The sequence below is a fragment of the Lysobacter hankyongensis genome, assembly GCF_039543145.1.
Taxonomy (GTDB): Bacteria; Pseudomonadota; Gammaproteobacteria; order Xanthomonadales; family Xanthomonadaceae; genus Lysobacter_I; species Lysobacter_I hankyongensis.
The window spans coordinates 251,582-269,167 of the sequence record NZ_BAABJE010000005.1 but is presented as its reverse complement, the minus strand read 5'-3'; the positions used below and the strand labels follow the sequence as shown (position 1 = coordinate 269,167).

14 protein-coding genes are annotated in these 17,586 nt (G+C 68.8%); 7 read left to right on the top strand and 7 right to left on the bottom strand.

Annotation, left to right across the window (positions count from 1 at the left end; all coding sequences use genetic code 11):
- The first annotated feature begins 16 nt into the window (after nt 1-16).
- A complete protein-coding gene (locus ABD974_RS07155) occupies nt 17-760 on the top strand; it encodes a ComF family protein (RefSeq protein WP_345302615.1) in 744 nt (247 codons plus the stop codon).
- Nucleotides 761-773: 13 nt separating this feature from the next.
- Here ABD974_RS07155 and ABD974_RS07150 read toward each other — a convergent pair whose 3' ends face one another.
- Nucleotides 774-1,676 (bottom strand): tetratricopeptide repeat protein, encoded by a 903-nt coding sequence (locus tag ABD974_RS07150; RefSeq protein WP_345302614.1) that lies wholly within the window; start codon nt 1,674-1,676, stop codon nt 774-776.
- An 11-nt stretch (nt 1,677-1,687) separates the two neighbouring features.
- Nucleotides 1,688-1,987 (bottom strand): DUF2782 domain-containing protein, encoded by a 300-nt coding sequence (locus ABD974_RS07145; RefSeq protein ID WP_345302613.1) that lies wholly within the window; start codon nt 1,985-1,987, stop codon nt 1,688-1,690.
- A 120-nt stretch (nt 1,988-2,107) separates the two neighbouring features.
- Between ABD974_RS07145 and polA the strand changes: the two genes are divergently transcribed.
- Both polA and ABD974_RS07135 read left to right on the top strand, forming a co-directional pair.
- Nucleotides 2,108-4,873: a DNA polymerase I gene (polA, locus tag ABD974_RS07140; protein WP_345302612.1), complete on the top strand. Its 2,766-nt coding sequence runs from the start codon at nt 2,108-2,110 to the stop codon at nt 4,871-4,873.
- A 497-nt stretch (nt 4,874-5,370) separates the two neighbouring features.
- Nucleotides 5,371-5,862, top strand: coding sequence for a DUF421 domain-containing protein (locus ABD974_RS07135; protein WP_345302611.1), 492 nt, complete (start codon nt 5,371-5,373; stop codon nt 5,860-5,862).
- Between the two features lie 74 nt (nt 5,863-5,936).
- Here the strand turns inward: ABD974_RS07135 and hemF are convergent, their stop codons facing one another.
- The 4 genes from hemF to ABD974_RS07115 all read right to left on the bottom strand — a co-directional run bounded on the left by hemF (nt 5,937) and on the right by ABD974_RS07115 (nt 10,361).
- Nucleotides 5,937-6,869 (bottom strand): oxygen-dependent coproporphyrinogen oxidase, encoded by a 933-nt coding sequence (gene hemF / locus ABD974_RS07130; RefSeq protein ID WP_345302610.1) that lies wholly within the window; start codon nt 6,867-6,869, stop codon nt 5,937-5,939.
- Nucleotides 6,870-6,899: 30 nt separating this feature from the next.
- Nucleotides 6,900-7,400: a hypothetical protein gene (locus ABD974_RS07125; protein WP_345302609.1), complete on the bottom strand. Its 501-nt coding sequence runs from the start codon at nt 7,398-7,400 to the stop codon at nt 6,900-6,902.
- Between the two features lie 54 nt (nt 7,401-7,454).
- A complete protein-coding gene (gene uvrD, locus ABD974_RS07120) occupies nt 7,455-9,650 on the bottom strand; it encodes a DNA helicase II (protein WP_345302608.1) in 2,196 nt (731 codons plus the stop codon).
- A 129-nt stretch (nt 9,651-9,779) separates the two neighbouring features.
- Nucleotides 9,780-10,361, bottom strand: a complete 582-nt coding sequence (locus ABD974_RS07115) for a TIGR00645 family protein (RefSeq protein WP_345302607.1) — start codon at nt 10,359-10,361, stop codon at nt 9,780-9,782.
- A 157-nt stretch (nt 10,362-10,518) separates the two neighbouring features.
- Between ABD974_RS07115 and ABD974_RS07110 the strand changes: the two genes are divergently transcribed.
- The 3 genes from ABD974_RS07110 to ABD974_RS07100 all read left to right on the top strand — a co-directional run bounded on the left by ABD974_RS07110 (nt 10,519) and on the right by ABD974_RS07100 (nt 14,573).
- Entirely contained in the window at nt 10,519-11,220 is a 702-nt protein-coding gene (locus ABD974_RS07110) for a glutathione binding-like protein (RefSeq protein WP_345302606.1), read from the top strand.
- Nucleotides 11,221-11,386: 166 nt separating this feature from the next.
- Complete coding sequence (locus ABD974_RS07105; RefSeq protein WP_345302605.1) at nt 11,387-13,651, top strand: S9 family peptidase; 2,265 nt, start codon at nt 11,387-11,389, stop codon at nt 13,649-13,651.
- A gap of 94 nt (nt 13,652-13,745) precedes the next feature.
- A complete protein-coding gene (locus tag ABD974_RS07100) occupies nt 13,746-14,573 on the top strand; it encodes a transglutaminase-like domain-containing protein (protein ID WP_345302604.1) in 828 nt (275 codons plus the stop codon).
- An 85-nt stretch (nt 14,574-14,658) separates the two neighbouring features.
- Here the strand turns inward: ABD974_RS07100 and ABD974_RS07095 are convergent, their stop codons facing one another.
- Nucleotides 14,659-15,381: a hypothetical protein gene (locus ABD974_RS07095; protein WP_345302603.1), complete on the bottom strand. Its 723-nt coding sequence runs from the start codon at nt 15,379-15,381 to the stop codon at nt 14,659-14,661.
- Between the two features lie 299 nt (nt 15,382-15,680).
- Between ABD974_RS07095 and ABD974_RS07090 the strand changes: the two genes are divergently transcribed.
- The gene (locus ABD974_RS07090) at nt 15,681-17,486 is read left to right on the top strand and encodes a DUF885 domain-containing protein (RefSeq protein ID WP_345302602.1); all 1,806 of its coding nucleotides are present in this window, start codon (nt 15,681-15,683) and stop codon (nt 17,484-17,486) included.
- Nucleotides 17,487-17,586 lie beyond the last annotated feature (100 nt).

Here is a 17,586-nt window from a genome sequence, read left to right as displayed (position 1 = left end):
AGGCAGTCTGGAAAGCATGTTCAGCCCTGTCAACCTCGATCTGTCCTCGGTCCTGAGCAGGCTCGTCCTGCGCAGGCTGGCCGCCCTCCCGGGGCGGCTGTGGCCCGCGCACTGCCTGGGTTGCGCAGCGACCATCGCGCCCGGGGGGCGGGACCTCTGCCCGACCTGCACCCGCGACCTGCCCTGGAACCGCTGCGCCTGCCTGCGCTGCGGCCTGCCCATGCTCAAGCCCGTCGAGGCCTGCGGCCGCTGCCGGCGCCGGCCGCCGCCGTTGACCGAGACCCATGCGGTCTTCCGTTACGAAGCGCCGCTGGACCGCCTGCTGCCGCGGCTGAAGTTCCACGACGATCTGGCTGCCGGCCGGCTCTGTGCCGACCTGATGGCCGAAGCCCTGGCCGGGGCCGCACGGCCGGAGGCGGTGATCCCCCTGCCGCTGCATCGCCGCCGGCTGCGCGCCCGCGGCTTCGATCAGACCCTGGAACTGGCGCGGCCGCTGGCCCGCAACCTGGCCCTGCCGCTGCGCGACGACCTGCTGGCGCGCGTCCGCGAGACCGCCCCGCAGTCGCGTCTCGATGCCCCAGCGCGGCGGCGCAACCTCAAGGGGGCGTTCGCGGTGCGCCCGGGCATCGCCCTGCCGGCGCACGTGGCGCTGATCGACGACGTGATGACCACCGGCGCCACCCTGCATGCCGCGGCCGACGCACTGCTGCGGGCGGGCGTCGCGCGGGTGGATGCGTGGGTGTGCGCGCGGGTGGCGTGAGTCGTCGTCCCGCCTATCGCTGTGGCGGCGGTGGTGGTTCCAGGTGCCGGCAGATCGGGCATTCGCCATCGCCCGCACCGCGGTCGACAGCCAGAATCTCTCGCGCCTTCGCCTGACGCCTGCGCAGCAGCGGGGTCGGAGCGGCGCCGTAACGCAGCGCCAGTCGATAGAGCGCATCCGCCGTCTCGACCGAACCGCCGGCCAAATGCAGGGTGGCCCAGTCCTCGACCAGGTCGGCGACGATCGGATCTTCGGGTTTCACGAAGTCCAGTCGCTCCGCGAGCTGGTAGGTGAAGGCCAGATTCAACTGGTCCGGCGCCACCGGACGGCCGTCGTTGCCGGCGGGATACACCGTCGGCAGATCGGGCAGCGCGACCGGCGCGAACGTCACCCCGGCCACCGATCGCATCGCGAGATGGGAGGGGTCGCGCTGCAGCGCGAGCTTGGCTTCCAGGATCCGCGCATGCAACCATTCGGTCCCCTCGTGGGCATCGCGATTGCGGCGCATGCCGATCCGGATCCAGCGCAACGCGGTCGCGTCGCGACCCAGCAGTTCCAGCGCCGTGCCGAGGTTGGCTGCAGTCTGGTAACGACCGGGATACAGGCGCTCGATCTCGACGAACAGGCGCACGGCGTCGGCATGACGGCCTCGACGGAGCAGCACGATGCCCAGATCGGTAAGGGTGCGCAGATCCGGCGACTTGCGCGCGGCGGCGATGACTTCGCGCTCGCGTTCGGCGCGGTACGCCCGGGCCGCACGATCCTCGGGCGGACTCAGCGAGACGACGAGCTCCTCGCCGGTGTACTCCATCGGCTCGAACCGGCGGCCCTCGCGGTCCGTGCCGATCGCGTTGATGCAGGCGAGCGCGGGCGCGCACCAGAACACGACGCACAACGACCATGGCAGACGCCGCATGCGCGCGGGCCTCACCACTCGAACAGTTTGAAATACACCGGCGACACGCCCTTCTCTTCATCGAGGCGGCCGTCGCCGTTGCGGTCGTAGAGGTAATAGGCCGGACCGCGCGCCGGCTGCACCTTGACCATCCGCAACTGGCCGGCGACGCGGTACTCGGTGATTTCGTCGCCGTTGTCCATCACCCGGGTCGCGGGCACGGCGTCGGGCGGGACATCCATGGCGGCGCCGCCGCCGGTGCTGGCGCAGCCACCCAGCGCGAGGATCAGTGCGAACACCGGCGACAGCACGAACGGAAGTGAACGGCGCATGGCGATCTCCGGCGGGTGGGGGAATCGCATCATACGTCCGCCGGCGTGAACCGTCCGCGCCGACGCGCGCACCGCATTCCGCACGGTTCGGCGGCGGCGGGTCGGGGGTAGAATCCACGGATGACACGACTCGTACTGATCGACGGTTCCTCCTACCTCTACCGCGCCTTCCACGCGCTGCCGCCGCTGAGCAACGCCCAGGGCGAACCCACCGGCGCGCTGTTCGGCATCGTCAACATGCTGCGCGCGCACATCAAGGAGCAGCCCGAGTACATCGCGTTCGTGGTCGACGCTTCCGGCCCGACCTTCCGCGACGACCTCGACCCGCAGTACAAGGCCAACCGTCCGCCGATGCCCGACGATCTGCGCGCGCAGATCGAGCCGATGATGGCGATCGTGCAGGCGCTGGGCCTGCCGATCCTGCGCGTGCCCGGCGTGGAAGCCGACGACGTGATCGGCACGCTGGCCGTACAGGGCGCCGCCGAGGGCATGACCGTCACCATCTCCACCGGCGACAAGGATTTCGCCCAGCTGGTCCGCCCCGGCGTGACCCTGGTCAACACCATGAGCGGCAGCCGCCTCGACGGCGACCCCGCGGTGATCGAGAAGTTCGGCGTGCGCGCGGACCAGATCGTCGACCTGCTGTCGCTGATGGGGGACACCGTCGACAACATCCCGGGCGTGGAGAAATGCGGCCCGAAGACCGCCGCGAAATGGCTCAACGAATACGGCACCCTGGACAACGTCATCGCGAATGCTGGTGCGATCAAGGGCAAGATCGGCGACAACCTGCGCGCGGCGCTGCCGAGGCTGCCGCTGAACCGCCAGCTGGCGACGATCAAGACCGATGTCGAACTCGACGGCGGCCCCGCCACGCTGGCGCTGCGCGAGCGCCATGTCGAGGACCTGCGCCGGCTCTACGCGCGCTACGGCTTCAACCAGGCGCTGAAGGAACTCGGCGGCGCCGGCGACGAGGCTGCGGCCGGCGCGAACGACGCCAGCCTGCGCAACACCGCCGCCGGCTATGCCCGCGCTGCGCAACCGTCGGACGAAGCGCCGGATCCGTCGCTGTCGGTGAAGGGCGACTACGAGACCGTGCAGACCCGCGAGCGCCTGGACGCCTGGATCGCGATGCTCGACGCCGCGGACGAATTCGCGTTCGACACCGAGACCGATGCGCTCGACGCGATGCAGGCGAACCTGGTCGGCCTGAGTTTCTCCACCGCGCCAGGCAACGGCTGCTACATCCCGGTCGGCCACACCTATCCCGGCGCGCCGGCGCAGCTCGACCTGCACGAGACCCTCGACGCGCTGCGCCCGCTGCTGGAAGGTCCGAAGCATCGCAAACTGGGCCAGCACGGCAAGTACGACCTGCACGTGCTGCGCCGCCACGGCATCGACGTCGACGGCTATGCCGACGACACCATGCTGGAAAGTTTCGTCTGGAACTCCAGCGCCACCCGCCACGACATGGATTCGCTGGCCAAGCGCTACCTCGGCTACGACACCATCAAGTTCGAGGACGTGGCCGGCAAGGGCGCGAAACAGATTCCGTTTTCGGAAGTCGCGATCGACGATGCCACCCGCTACGCCGCCGAGGACGCCGACATCACCCTGCGCCTGCATCGCGTGCTGTCGGCGAAACTCGCGGAGATTCCCACGCTGGAACGCGTCTATCGCACCATCGAAGTGCCGCTGGTGCCGGTGCTGGCGCGGATGGAGGCCAACGGCATCCTGATCGACGCGGAGGAGCTGCGCCGGCAGAGCGCGGATCTGTCGCGGCGGATGCTCGCCGCGCAGCAGAAGGCGACCGAACTCGCCGGCCGCACGTTCAATCTCGATTCGCCCAAGCAGCTGCAGGCGCTGCTGTTCGACGAACTCAAGCTGCCGGCGCTGGTGAAGACGCCCACCGGCCAGCCGTCGACGAACGAAGAAGCGCTGGAAGCCATCGCCGACCAGCACGAACTGCCGCGGATCATCCTCGAATATCGCGGCCTCGCGAAACTGCGCAGCACCTACACCGACAAGCTGCCGGACATGATCAACCGCGACACCGGCCGCGTGCACACCAGCTATCACCAGGCCGGCGCCGCCACCGGCCGGCTCTCGTCCAACGATCCGAACCTGCAGAACATTCCGATCCGCACCGACGACGGCCGCCGCATCCGCAAGGCCTTCATCGCGCCGCCGGGCCGCAAGCTGGTCGCCTGCGACTATTCGCAGATCGAGCTGCGGATCATGGCCCACCTGTCCGAGGATCCGGCCCTGGTCCGCGCGTTCGCGTCCGGCGCCGACATCCACCGCGCCACCGCGGCGGAAGTGTTCGGCAAACCGCTGGAAGAGGTGAGCGGCAACGAACGCCGCGCCGCCAAGGCGATCAACTTCGGCCTGATGTACGGCATGAGCGCCTTCGGCCTCGCGAAGCAGCTCGATATCGGCCGCGGCGAAGCGCAGGATTACATCGCGCTCTACTTCAGCCGGTATCCCGGCGTGCGCGATTTCATGGAGCGCACGCGCGAGTTCGCGAAGGCGAACGGGTATGTCGAGACCGTGTTCGGTCGCCGGCTGTACCTGGACAACATCCACGCCCGCAATCAGGGCCTGCGCGCCGGCGCCGAACGCGCCGCGATCAACGCGCCGATGCAGGGCACCGCCGCCGACATCATCAAGCGCGCGATGATCGAGATCGATGGATGGATCGCCGGCCATGCCGAGAAAGCGAAAATGTTGCTGCAGGTGCACGACGAACTGGTGTTCGAGTGCGACGCCGGTTTCGTCGACACCCTGATCGCGGAAGCGACCCGGCGGATGAGCGCCGCGGCGGAGCTGCGGGTTCCGCTGGTGATCGATTCGGGCGTCGGCGACAACTGGGACCAGGCGCACTGAAGGCGGCCGCGCTTCGGGTGCGTCGCGCGCCACGGCGCGTCGGCGCGTGTGCGTTGGCGGTCGTCGCAACGCGATGTCGGAGAGTCGAACCTGTTACTTTCGACAGGGTCCAACCTGCTGATTCCGACAGGTTTTTCAGGGTTTTCCTGCGAAACTGAACGAAACTTGCACGGGGCATGAATCCGTCCTGAATTCACCCGTCTGCATATCGGAATCTTTACGAACTCGGTGCGGCGATCGTGGTCAACTACTTGCGACAGATGCAACGTCTGTCGTCGACCACCCTCTCCCCTAGGGTCGGTCCCCGGAACGAGCGACTCTCCCCAAGTCACGTTCCAAGCCCCGCCGGTTCCCCCGCCTGCGGGGCTTTTTATTGCCTGCGATTTGCCGCCTGCGATCCGGTACGCGCGATTGAACGCGCGTGGTCGCGCGCACGCGCGCTTTCCATTGCCTCGACTCGGCGCGAGACTGGCCGCCTCGTCGTGGGAGCGCTTCCGATGTCCGATCTGTTCCAGCTGTCCTCGCCCTGGTGGGAATTCGTCCTGCGCGCGGTCGCGATCTACGTGCTGGTGATGCTGCTGGTGCGCCTCTCCGGCAAACGCGCGGTCGGGCAGTTCACGCCGTTCGATCTGGTCCTGCTGATCCTGCTCGGCAACGCGGTGCAGAACGGATTGAACGGCGGCGACAATTCGCTGGCGGGCGCGGGGATTCTCGCGGTCTGCCTGATCGCGCTGAACTACGGCGTCGCGTTCGTGGCCGCGCGCAGCCCGGGCGCGCGCAAGCTGATCGAAGGCGAGCCGGTGGTGCTCGCGCGCGACGGCAAGGTATTCCGGCAGGTGCTGCGGCGCGAGCTGGTGAGCAACGCCGATTTCCTCGAAGCCATGCGCGAGACCGGATGCAGCGAGATCGAGCGCATCCGGGTGGCGACGCTGGAGACCAACGGGCGGATCAGCATCGTGCTGGCGGACGACGAATCGTCCACCCGGTAGAGCGGACTGTAGAGCGGCCTTCAGGCCGCTGCTTTGCTTTGCGATCCGGGGAGAGCAGCGGCCTGAAGGCCGCTCTACCGGGTGGTTGTTTCGGCGAGCCAATCGCGCGGCCGCAGATACGCCATCAGCCGCGCTTCGTCGCTGCCGGCCTCCGGTGCGTAGCCGTATTCCCAGCGCACCAGCGGCGGCAGGCTCATCAGGATCGATTCGGTGCGGCCGCCGGACTGCAGGCCGAACAGGGTGCCTCGATCGAACACCAGATTGAACTCGACGTAGCGGCCGCGGCGATACAGCTGGAACTGGCGCTCGCGCTCGCCGTAGGGCGTGTCCCTGCGGCGTTCGACGATCGGCAGATAGGCATCGAGGAAGCCGTCGCCGACCGCGCGCTGATAGGCGAAGTCGCGCTCGAAATCCTGGTGCAGGTCATCGAAGAAGAGGCCGCCGACGCCGCGGGTCTCGCCGCGATGCTTCAGGAAGAAATAGTCGTCGCACCATTCCTTGTGCAGGGCATAGCGCGTCTCGCCGCCGAACGGCTCGCACAGATCGCGCGCGACCCGATGCCAATGATGCACATCCTCGTCGAACGGATAGAACGGGGTCAGATCGAACCCGCCGCCGAACCACCAGGCCACCGTTTCGCCGTCGCGGATCGCGCGGAAATGACGCACGTTCGCATGTGTGGTCGGCAGATACGGATTGCGCGGATGGAACACCAGCGACACGCCGACCGCACGCCACGAGGCGCCGGCCAGCTCCGGCCGCGCCGCGGTCGCCGACGGCGGCAGTGTCGTGCCCGAGACGTCCGAGAAGCCGATGCCCGCCTGCTCGAACACCGCGCCGTCGCGCAGGATCCGCGTGCGTCCGCCGCCGCCCTCGGCGCGATCCCAGCGGTCTTCCCTGAAGGTCGCGGCGCCGTCCGCGCCCTCGATCGCGGCGCAGATGCGGTCCTGCAGGCCGGTGAGATAGTCGCGGACGCGGAGGAAATCGGGAGAGGTGCTCGTATTCATGATGGAAGCTTATCCGATGGGCCCCGTGGGTCATGGCGCTTTGCGCGCGAATCGATACTGGTCGTCGACAGTTTCGGTGCGACGGAAGAACGGCCATGTGCGGTAGTGCGCTTTGGAGATGACCCGGACGCGCAGGCCCGTGGCATCGGGTTCGAGCACAATGGTCTCGGCTTCCTGGAGGAGGTCGACGCCTTCACCCGCAGGCAGATCCTGCCTGGAATGCTGGATCCGGTACTCGCCATCCGCGCATGTCACTAGCCATGCCCTCTCCAGCCTGTGCTCCCCCGCCAGGGTCACGCGAAGCACCGGGTCACCCGGCGACACTGCCAGCGCCACCGCTTCGGGCCGGGCCAATCCCTGCATGGCTTGACGGAACACCGCCAGGGAGAGCGACACCTCCCCGCCTGTTGGCAAGCCAACGCCGCCCCGTTCGACCACGCCGACCTCCTCGTAGGTGGCCGCGAGCTCCGGGCATGCAGGCTGGTCGGTTCCGGACACCCCGAGCATCGCGATCAAGGCAACAGCATGCATCAGCTCATCTCCCGGAGGCAGGGTCGATCGGACGACGCGTCGCCCGTCGGACAGTTACGCCGGCTGCAGATTCGCGTACGCCAGCACCAGCCACTTGCTGCCTTCGTTTTCGAAATTCACCTGCACGCGCGCGTGCGCGCCGCTGCCTTCGATGTCGGTGACGATGCCGCTGCCGAACTTGGCGTGGCTGACGTTCTGGCCGAGGCGCAGGCCGGGCGATTCCTGCAGCGACGCATGGCCGCGGTTCTGCTGCCAGGTGTCGCGGCGCGCGTTCGGATTGTACATCGGCCGCGCGACCTGGATCTTCGGCCGGACCTCGTGGATCAGGGTCGACGGAATCTCGCGCAGGAACCGCGACGGCAAGCCGTACATGTCCTGGCCGTGCAGGCGCCGCGCCTCGGCATAGGTGATGACCAGCTTCTGCCGCGCGCGGGTGATGCCGACGTAGGCGAGGCGGCGCTCTTCCTCCAGCCGTCCGGCCTCGTCGATCGACTTGTTGTTCGGGAACAGGCCTTCTTCCAGACCGACGAGGAACACCAGCGGGAATTCGAGGCCCTTGGCGCTGTGCAGGGTCATCAGCTGCACGCCGTCCTCGCCGGCTTCGGTCTGGCCTTCGCCGGCTTCCAGCGCGGCGTAGGCGAGGAACGCGACCAGCTCGCTGAGCGCCGCGGTCTCCTCGTCGTCGCCCTTCACGAAGCGTGAGGCCACCGACACCAGTTCGTCGAGGTTGTCGGTGCGCGAATCCAGCGAGCCCTTCGACAGCGCGGCGTAATGCTCGCGCAGACCCGAGCGCGCCAGCGCGTGGTCGATCTTGTCCTTCAGCGGCAGATCGACGGATTCCGCGCCGATGGCGTCGATCAGCGCCTCGAACGCGGCCAGCGCGTTGCGCGCGCGGCCGGGCAGGGCGTCGCCGCGCGCGACCTGGGCCGCGGATTTCCACAGCGATTGGCCGTGGTGCCGCGCATGCCGGCGCACTTCGTCGAGCGTGCGCTCGCCGATGCCGCGGGTCGGCGTGTTGACCGCGCGCTCGAACGCCGCATCGTCGTCGCGATTGGCGATCAGGCGCAGATAGGCCAGGGTGTCCTTGATTTCGGCGCGCTCGAAGAAGCGCATGCCGCCGTAGACGCGGAACGGGATCTGTTCGCCGAGCAGGGTCTCTTCGAACGCGCGCGACTGCGCGTTGCTGCGGTAGAGGATCGCGGTCTCGCCGTGGCTGCCGCCGTCGCGCACCCACTGGCGGATGCGCTCGATCACGAACCGCGCTTCGTCGATCTCGTTGTACGCCGCGTACAGATCGATCGGCTCGCCCTCGCCGCTGTCGGTCCACAGCTGCTTGCCGAGCCGCGACGGGTTGTGTTCGATCACCGCGTTGGCGGCGCTGAGGATGTTGGCGGTCGAACGGTAGTTCTGTTCGAGCCGGATGGTCCGGGCGCCGGGGAAATCGCGCAGGAAGCGCTGCACGTTCTCGACCTTCGCGCCGCGCCAGCCGTAGATCGCCTGGTCGTCGTCGCCGACGGTGAACACCTGGCCATCGTCGCCGGCGAGCAGACGGATGAACGCGTACTGCAGGCTGTTGGTGTCCTGGAACTCGTCGATCAGCAATTGCCGGAAACGGTGGCGGTAGTGCTGCAGCAGCGGCGGATGGTCGCGCAGCAGTTCGTGCGCGCGCAATAGAATCTCGGCGAAATCGACCAGCCCCGACTGCTCGCAGCGCTCCTGGTACAGGGTGTAGGCGCGCAGCATCACGCTGCCCCACTCGTCCTTCTCCGGCTGGATGTGCTGCGGGCGGCGCCCTTCGTCCTTCTGCGCGTTGATCCACCACGCGATCTGCCGCGGCGGGAACCGCGCCTCGTCCAGTTCCAGCGCCTGCACCACGCGCTTCACCAGCCGCAGCTGGTCGTCGCTGTCGAGGATCTGGAAGGCTTCCGGCAGCTTCGCGTCCTGCCAGTGCAGGCGCAGCAGCCGATGGGCGAGGCCGTGGAAGGTGCCGATCCACATGCCGCGGCTGCCACCGGGCAGCAGCGATTCGGCGCGATGGCGCATTTCGCCCGCGGCCTTGTTGGTGAAGGTCACCGCGAAGATGCCGTGCATCGGCACGCCGTACACTTCGTGCAGCCAGGCGATGCGATGGGTCAGTACGCGGGTCTTGCCGGAACCGGCGCCGGCGAGCACGAGCAGGTGGCCGGGTTCGGCACTGACCGCGTCGCGCTGCGCGGTGTTCAGGCCGTCGAGCAGGTGGGAGACATCCATCCGTGCATTCTACGCGATGGCCCGCATGGCCCATTCGCATGCGGGACCGGTGGAGCGGCCTTCGGGCCGCTGCCGTGATCGAAGCCTCAGACTGCAGCGGCCTGAAGGCCGCTCTACCGGAGTCGAGGGTCAGTGCGGCGCGTGCTTGCCCGGGGTCGACGACATCAGCTTGTCGGTGTAGGCGATCCCGATCGCCGACAGGATGAACAGCGCGTGGATCACCGCCTGCCACATCACGCCGGCTTCGGTGGCCTTGGTGCACAGCGCCCCCGCCTGCGTCAGCGCGGCCGTGCACAGCGGCAGCCCGAGCTGGCCGGCTTCGATGAAGGTTTTCAGCAGATGGATCGAGGAAATGCCGATGATCGCCATCGCCAGCTTCACCTTGAGCACGCTTGCGTTGACGTGGCTGAGCCATTCCGGCTGGTCGGGATGGCCTTCGAGATTCAGGCGCGAGACGAAGGTCTCGTAGCCGCCCACGATCACCATCACCAGCAGGTTGGAGATCATCACCACATCGATCAAGCCGAGCACGATCAGCATGATCCCCTGCTCGCTGAGGGTGTTGGCGTCGTGGATCAGATGCCACAGTTCCTTCAGGAACAGGAACACGTAGACGCCCTGGGCCACGATCAGGCCGAGATACAGCGGCAACTGCAGCCAGCGCGACGCGAAGATCAGGCGGGGCAGTGGGTTCAGCGAAGGGGTCGACATGATCTGCGCTCTGTGGCGGGCGGAAAAGCCGGCATAGCGTAGCGGCGGGTGGCGGGCGCGCCAAGCCGCATCGGGACACTGCATTTCGCGACCGCGTGCCCGGGCCGTGCGCGGCGCCGTAGACTGATGCGCTTCCCCCGCGACGGATGCCGCCCCCATGATCGATCTACACTACTGGCCCACGCCCAACGGCCACAAGATCACCCTGCTGCTGGAAGAACTGGTCGATGCCGGCGCGCCGCTGGCCTACGAGATCAAGCCGGTGAACATCGGCGCCGGCGAGCAGTTCCAGCCCGATTTCCTGGCGATCGCGCCGAACAACCGGATGCCCGCGATCGTCGACCACGCGCCCGCCTACGGCGGCGCGCCGGTGAGCGTGTTCGAATCCGGCGCGATCCTGCTGTATCTGGCCGAGAAATCCGGCCGCTTCCTGCCGCAGGATCCGCGCGGCCGCATCGCTACCCTCGAATGGCTGTTCTGGCAGATGGCCGGCCTCGGCCCGATGACCGGGCAGTACGGCCACTTCAACGTCTACGCGCCGGAGAAGCTGGCGTACGCGATCGACCGTTACACCCGCGAGGCCCACCGCCTGCTCGGCGTGCTCGACAAGCGTCTCGCCGACCGCGCGTTCATCGTCGGCGACACCTACACCATCGCCGACATGGCCTGCTATCCGTGGATCGATCCGTACAAGACCGCGCCGATCGATCTGGAACCGTATCCCGAGGTGCGGCGCTGGCGCGACGCGATCCGCGACCGCCCGGCGACCGCGCGCGCCTATGCCTGGACCAAGCGCATCCATCCCGAGGCCGGGCAGCCGCTGAGCGACGAGGCGCGGAAGGCGTTGTTCGGGCGTTGACGGCCGTCCCGTCGCCGCAATCCCCATAGGGTGCGCCCTGGGCGCACCGATGAAACGATGCGGATGTCGAGCGGTGCGCCCAGGGCGCACCCTATGGTCTACGGGCGATATCGGCGCCCGGCGGTTGCGGCTAAGCTTCCGCTCTGCCGCAGCTCCGAGCCCACCCATGCGCCTGTCCGCCGCCCTGCTCTGTCTTATGCTCGCCACGCCTGCCCTCGCCGACGCTTCCACGCCACCGCCCACGCCGGGGCTGACTCTCGACGCCATCACCGGCGACGCGCCCCTGTCGGGGCCGACGCTGCTGAAGCCGCAGATCGCGCCCGACGGTTCGCGGGTGACCTTCCTGCGCGGCAAGGACAGCGACCGCAACCGGCTGGATCTGTGGGCCTTCGAGGTCGCCACCGGCAAGACCGCGCTGCTGGTCGATTCGGCCGACGTGCTGCCCGGCGAGGAAGTGCTGAGCGACGAGGAGAAGGCGCGGCGCGAACGCCAGCGCACCGCCGCGCTGTCGGGCATCGTCGATTACCAGTGGTCGCCGGACGGGAAGACGCTGCTGTTCCCACTGGGCGGCGAGCTGTATCTCTACGATCTGTCGAAATCCGGCAGGACCGCAGTGCGCAAACTCACCACCGGCGCCGGCTTCGCCACCGACCCGAAGGTCTCGCCGAAGGGCGGCTTCGTGAGTTTCATCCGCGGCCGCAACCTGTGGGTGATCGAGGTCGCCACCGGCGATGAAATCCAGCTCACCGCCGACGGCAGCGGCACCATCGGCAACGGCGTCGCCGAGTTCGTCGCCGACGAGGAAATGGGCCGCCACACCGGTTACTGGTGGGCGCCGGACGACTCCGCGATCGCGTTCGCGCGCATCGACGAAAGCGGCGTGCCGGTGCAGAAGCGCTACGAGGTCTATCCCGATCGCACCGAGGTCGTCGAGCAGCGCTATCCGGCCGCGGGCGACACCAACGTCGCGATCCGGCTGGCGACGATCGCGCCGAAGCGCGGCGCCACGCCGCGGTGGGTCGACCTCGGAAACAATGCCGACATCTATCTCGCCCGCGTCGATTGGCGCGACCCGCGGCGGCTCACCTTCCAGCGCCAGTCGCGCGACCAGCGCCGGCTGGAACTGATCGAGGTCGAACTCGCCTCCGGCATACAGCGCGCGCTGATCGTCGAAACCGCGAAGACCTGGGTGCCGCTGCACGACGCGCTGCGCTTCCTCAAGGACGGCCGGTTCCTGTGGAGCAGCGAGCGCAGCGGCTTCGAGCATCTGTATCTGGCCAGCGAAGACGGCCGGCAGTTGAAGCCGCTGACCCGCGGCGACTGGCCGGTGGACGCGCTGCTCGCGGTCGACGAAGCGAAGGGCCTGGTGTACTTCAGCGCCGGCCGCACCGCCGACGGCCAGGCCGACGCGCGGCAGTCGCAGCTGCACGTCGTGCCGCTGGCCGGCGGCCGGATCCGCACGCTGTCGACCGAACGCGGCATGCACGCCGCCAGCTTCGCGAAGAACGCCAGCGTCTACGTCGACAGCTGGTCGAACGCCGGCATGCCGCCGCAGATCGCGCTGCACCGCGCCGACGGGACGTTCGTGGCGAATCTGATCGACAACGATCCGGCGAAGCCCGACCACCCGTACGCGAAGTACATGGCGACGCACCGGCCGGTGGAATTCGGCACGCTGACCGCCGCCGACGGCAAAACGCCGCTGCACTACAGCCTGATCAAGCCGCCGGGCTTCGATCCGGCCAAACGTTATCCGGTGCTGGTCTACGTCTACGGCGGCCCCGCGGCGCAGACCGTCACCGACAGCTGGCCCGGCCGCGGCGACCATTTCTTCAACCAGTACATGGCGCAGCAGGGCTATGTGGTGTTCTCGCTGGACAACCGCGGCACGCCGCGGCGCGGCGCGGCGTTCGGCGGCGCGCTGTACGCGAAACAGGGCACGGTGGAAGTGGCCGACCAGCGGGCCGGCGTGGCCTGGCTGCGCGCGCAGCCGTGGGTCGATGGCGAACGCATCGGCGTGCACGGCTGGTCGAACGGCGGCTACATGACCCTGATGCTGCTGGCGAAGGCCGCCGACGACTACGCCTGCGGCGTCGCCGGCGCGCCGGTCACCGACTGGGCGCTGTACGACACCCACTACACCGAGCGCTACATGGACCTGCCGGCCGCGAACGTCGACGGCTACCGCGAGGCCAGCGTCTTCACCCACATCGACGGCATCCGCCCGGACGCGCTGCTGCTGATCCACGGCATGGCCGACGACAACGTGCTGTTCGGCAATTCGACCAAGCTGATGAGTCTGCTGCAGAAGCGCGCGGTGCCGTTCGAGCTGATGACCTATCCCGGCGCCAAGCACGGCCTGCGCGGCAGGGACGCGCTGCACCGCTATCGGCTGACGCAGACGTATCTCGATCGCTGTCTGAAGCGCTGATCGGCACGCGCGCGGACCGCGCAACCGCGGCCGCGCCAACCCCACCGCGCGCGGCGGCGCGTTGTTGCGGTCGTCTCCGCCCGGAACCGTCGCGATGCGTCCGAAGCCCCTGCTGTTGTCCGCCGTCCTCGCCGCGCTGCTGTCGGCGGCGCCCGCGTTCGCCGAAACGCCGACCGCCGAACAGGCCCGGGCCTTCCTGCTCAGCCTGCTGGTGAAGTCGCCCTACCGGCTGCCGCCCGCGGCGCTGAACGGCGAAATCCGCTATCGGCTGCGGTTCGACAACGGGCGACAGTGGCGCATTCCCGACACCGGCGAGCAGCGCGTGACCGCGTCCGGCGACGATCTCACGCTCGCGGTCTGTACCGCCTGCGGCGACGAGGCCGCGCCGTCGGCGGACGATCTGCAGCACTATCTGCGCGCCAATGCCTGGGTGCGCAGCGACCACCGCGAGATCCGCGCGTTCGCGCGCAGCCACGGCCGCGGGCTGTCGGTGCATACGCGGATGAAGACGCTGACCGCGGCGGTGCGCGCGCACATGACCGGGCCGATCGATTTCCGCCATTACCACGACGCCGCGACCGCACTGAAGAACCGCGGCGGCGACTGCACCGAATTCGCGGTGCTGCTGGCCGCCGGCGCGCGCGCGCTCGGCATTCCGGCGCGGATCGCGCACGGCCTGGCCTATTCCGGACGGATGAGCGGGCAGCCGCACGTGTTCAGTCCGCACGCCTGGGTACAGGTGTGGGACGGCCAGCGCTGGGTCAGTTACGACGCGGCCCTGGGCGCGTTCGGCGCGGGCCACATCGCGCTGATCGTCGGCGACGGCGATCCGAACGCGTTGCGCGGACTCAACCGTGCGATGCGCGACCTGCGCGTGGTGGACGCCGCAGGCATCCGCCGCACGGTCGCGCACACCGACTGAATTCCAGGACTTCGAAACCTCGCGACGCCGGCATCATGCTGCGATGCCGGCGTCGTCGATCGTTGCGCACGTTCAGCGCGGAGGTTCAGCGCCCGTCGCCGGTGGTCGCGTCGGTCACCATCGGCAATTCCGGCGCGGCGGTCTCGACATCGACCCACTCGACCGCGGTCGGATCGGACACGCCGCCCATGATCAGGACGTCATCGTCCTGCAATGCCGCTTCCTGCACGGGCAACACCGGCACGCTGGTGTCGGCCGGCAGGCGCGCATCCTGCGGATCGTTCACCGCACCGATTACCAGCACCTCGTCGAGATCGCGCGGCTCGCCGCGCTGGATCCGGCTGCCGGTCCGCGGCGCGGTGTCCCCGCGGACCGGCAGCGCCGGCACGCCGGTGTCTTCGGGCAGGCGCGCATCCTGCGGATCGTTCACCGCGCCGATCACCAGCACTTCGTCGAGATCGCGCGGTTCGGCGCGCTGGATGCGGCTGCCGGTGGTCGGCGCGGCGCGTTCCGCCTGCGCATCGGTGCCCGGCGACGACGGGTCGGCCGCATAGGCGGTGGCGGTGATCAGCGTGGCCGCGATGGCGGCGCCGATCCGGCCCACCCGTCGCGGCGCCCGAGAGGCCGGCGCCCGATAGGACACGCACAGCGGGCCGGTCGCGGCGGCGAACAGCGCGCGACGCGCATCGCCGTCGAGGGTGTCGAGGCGGTGCACCTCGCGGTCGCAACGGCCGCAGTGGCCGTCGATGGTGCGCTGTTCGTCGGCGGCGAGCGGGCAGGGGGTATCGATGCGTGGAACGATGGACATGGGCGACTCCTCGGTTCTGTTGTTCGGTGCTGTCTTCGGACGCCGTTGTCCGGAGCGGTCGTCCGGAACGGTGCGCGCGGCCACCGGTTGTGCGGCCGCTCATGTGCCTGAACGCCGCAGGCGGCGCAACGGGGTTGATCGCGACCGCGATTCCACGGGAGCGTGTCGCGGTATCGCGCCGCGGCACGGTCTCAGCGCCTGCGCCGGCCGGGCGGCACAGTGAATGCCGTGACCTTCGACGGTGGGCGCATTCGCCGTCGAGGCGTAGCGTTCGCCCACCTCCGTTGAGATGTCCCCCGATGAAACCGTTCGCCCTCGCTTTCGCAATCGCCGGCGCGCTCGCCGCGTCGCTGTCCGTGCATGCCGCGCCTGCCGCCCCCCAACCCTCGACGAACACAACCGCTGCGCGACCCGTGCCGGCCTGGGTCGCCGCCAGCAATGCCCATGCCCGGATCCTGCTCGACGCGCAGCTGCGCTTCCAGCCGGAATCCGCCACCTTCTTCGGCGTGCCCGGCTACGACGACAAGGTCGCCGACCTCGGCCCCGACAACGGCGCGCGTTTCCGCAAGGCCATCGGCGACGCGCGCGCGGCGCTGCAGGAAAAGCTGCAGCTGGAACGCGACCCCAACGTCCGCCAGGACCTCGAAATCATGATCGGCGCGGCCGACGACGCGATCGAAGCCAGCGCGGTGGGCGAACGCCTGCAGCTGCCGTGGACCGATGCGCCGCAACTCGTGTTCTCCGGCATGCGCGGGCTGCTGTCCGACCAGACCCCGCCCGAACGCCGCAGGAAAGCGCTCGATCGACTCAACGCGTACATCGGCAGTCGTGGTGGCGACTCGATCTTCGCGCAGGCGCGCAAGCGCTACGAAGAACGCACCGCCGATGCCGCATTGCTGCGCCCGACCAGACTCGAGGTCGAGCAGGCGCTGACCAATGCCGAGACCTACGCCCAGGGCATCCGCAAGCTGTTCGCGCAGTACAAGGTTGCCGGCAGCGACGCGGCGCTGAAGACGCTCGACGGGCAGATCGCCGAATACGCCGCATGGGTGCGTGCCGACGTGCTGCCCACCGCGCGCACCGACACCCGCCTGCCGGCCGAACTCTACGCGCTGCAGCTGAAACAGGTGGGCATCGACATCCCGCCGCAGCTGTTGATCCAGCGCGCGCGCCTGGCATTCATGGAAACCCGCGCGGCGATGGACCGGCTGGCGCCGCTGGTGGCGAAGGAAAAAGGCATCGAGGCCACCGACTACCGCGGCGTGATCCGCGCGCTGAAGCGCGACACCATTCCCAACGATCGTCTGGAAGCGCGCTATCGCACCGTGATCGACGCGATCGACCCGATCATCCGGCGCGAGCGCATCGTCGACGTGCCGAACCGGCCGATGGTCATGCGCCTCGGCACCGAAGCCGAGAGCGCGGCGCAGCCGGCGCCGCACTTCCTGCCGGCGCCGCTGGTGGGCAACACCGGTCAGCAGGGCCAGTTCGTGCTGCCGCTCAGCAATCCCGCGACCGGCGATGCGCACGAGGCCTACGACGACTTCAACTATCCGGCGGTGGCGTGGACGCTGTCGGCGCACGAAGGCCGTCCCGGCCACGAACTGCAGTTCACCGCGATGGTCGAACGCGGCGTGTCGCTGGCGCGCACGCTGTTCGCGTTCAACTCGGTGAACGTCGAAGGCTGGGCGCTGTACGCCGAAGCGGAAATGATTCCCCACGAACCGCTCGATGGCCAGTTGATCGCGCTGCAGTTCCGGCTGCTGCGCGCCGCGCGCGCGATGCTCGACCCGATGCTCAACCTCGGCATGATCGACCGCGCGCGCGCCGAGAAGGTGCTGATCGAAGACGTGGGCCTGTCCAGACCGATGGCGCGCCAGGAACTCGATCGCTACACCTTCAACGCGCCCGGCCAGGCCGGCAGCTATTTCTACGGCTACACCCGCATCCTCGAACTGCGTGCGGAAACCGAACTGGCGCTGGGCGACAAGTTCGATCGCCTCGCCTTCAACAACTTCCTGCTCGACCAGGGCCTGTTGCCACCGGATCAACTGGCGAAAGCGGTGCGCGAACAGTTCGTGCCGGCGCAGTCGCAGAAGCGCTGAGGCCCGATTCGCGATCACGGATCGGTCACGATCGATCGCCGCAGCGGATCATGCGATCCACACAATCATGAAGCGCCGGGACACGGGCGCTTTTTGTGCC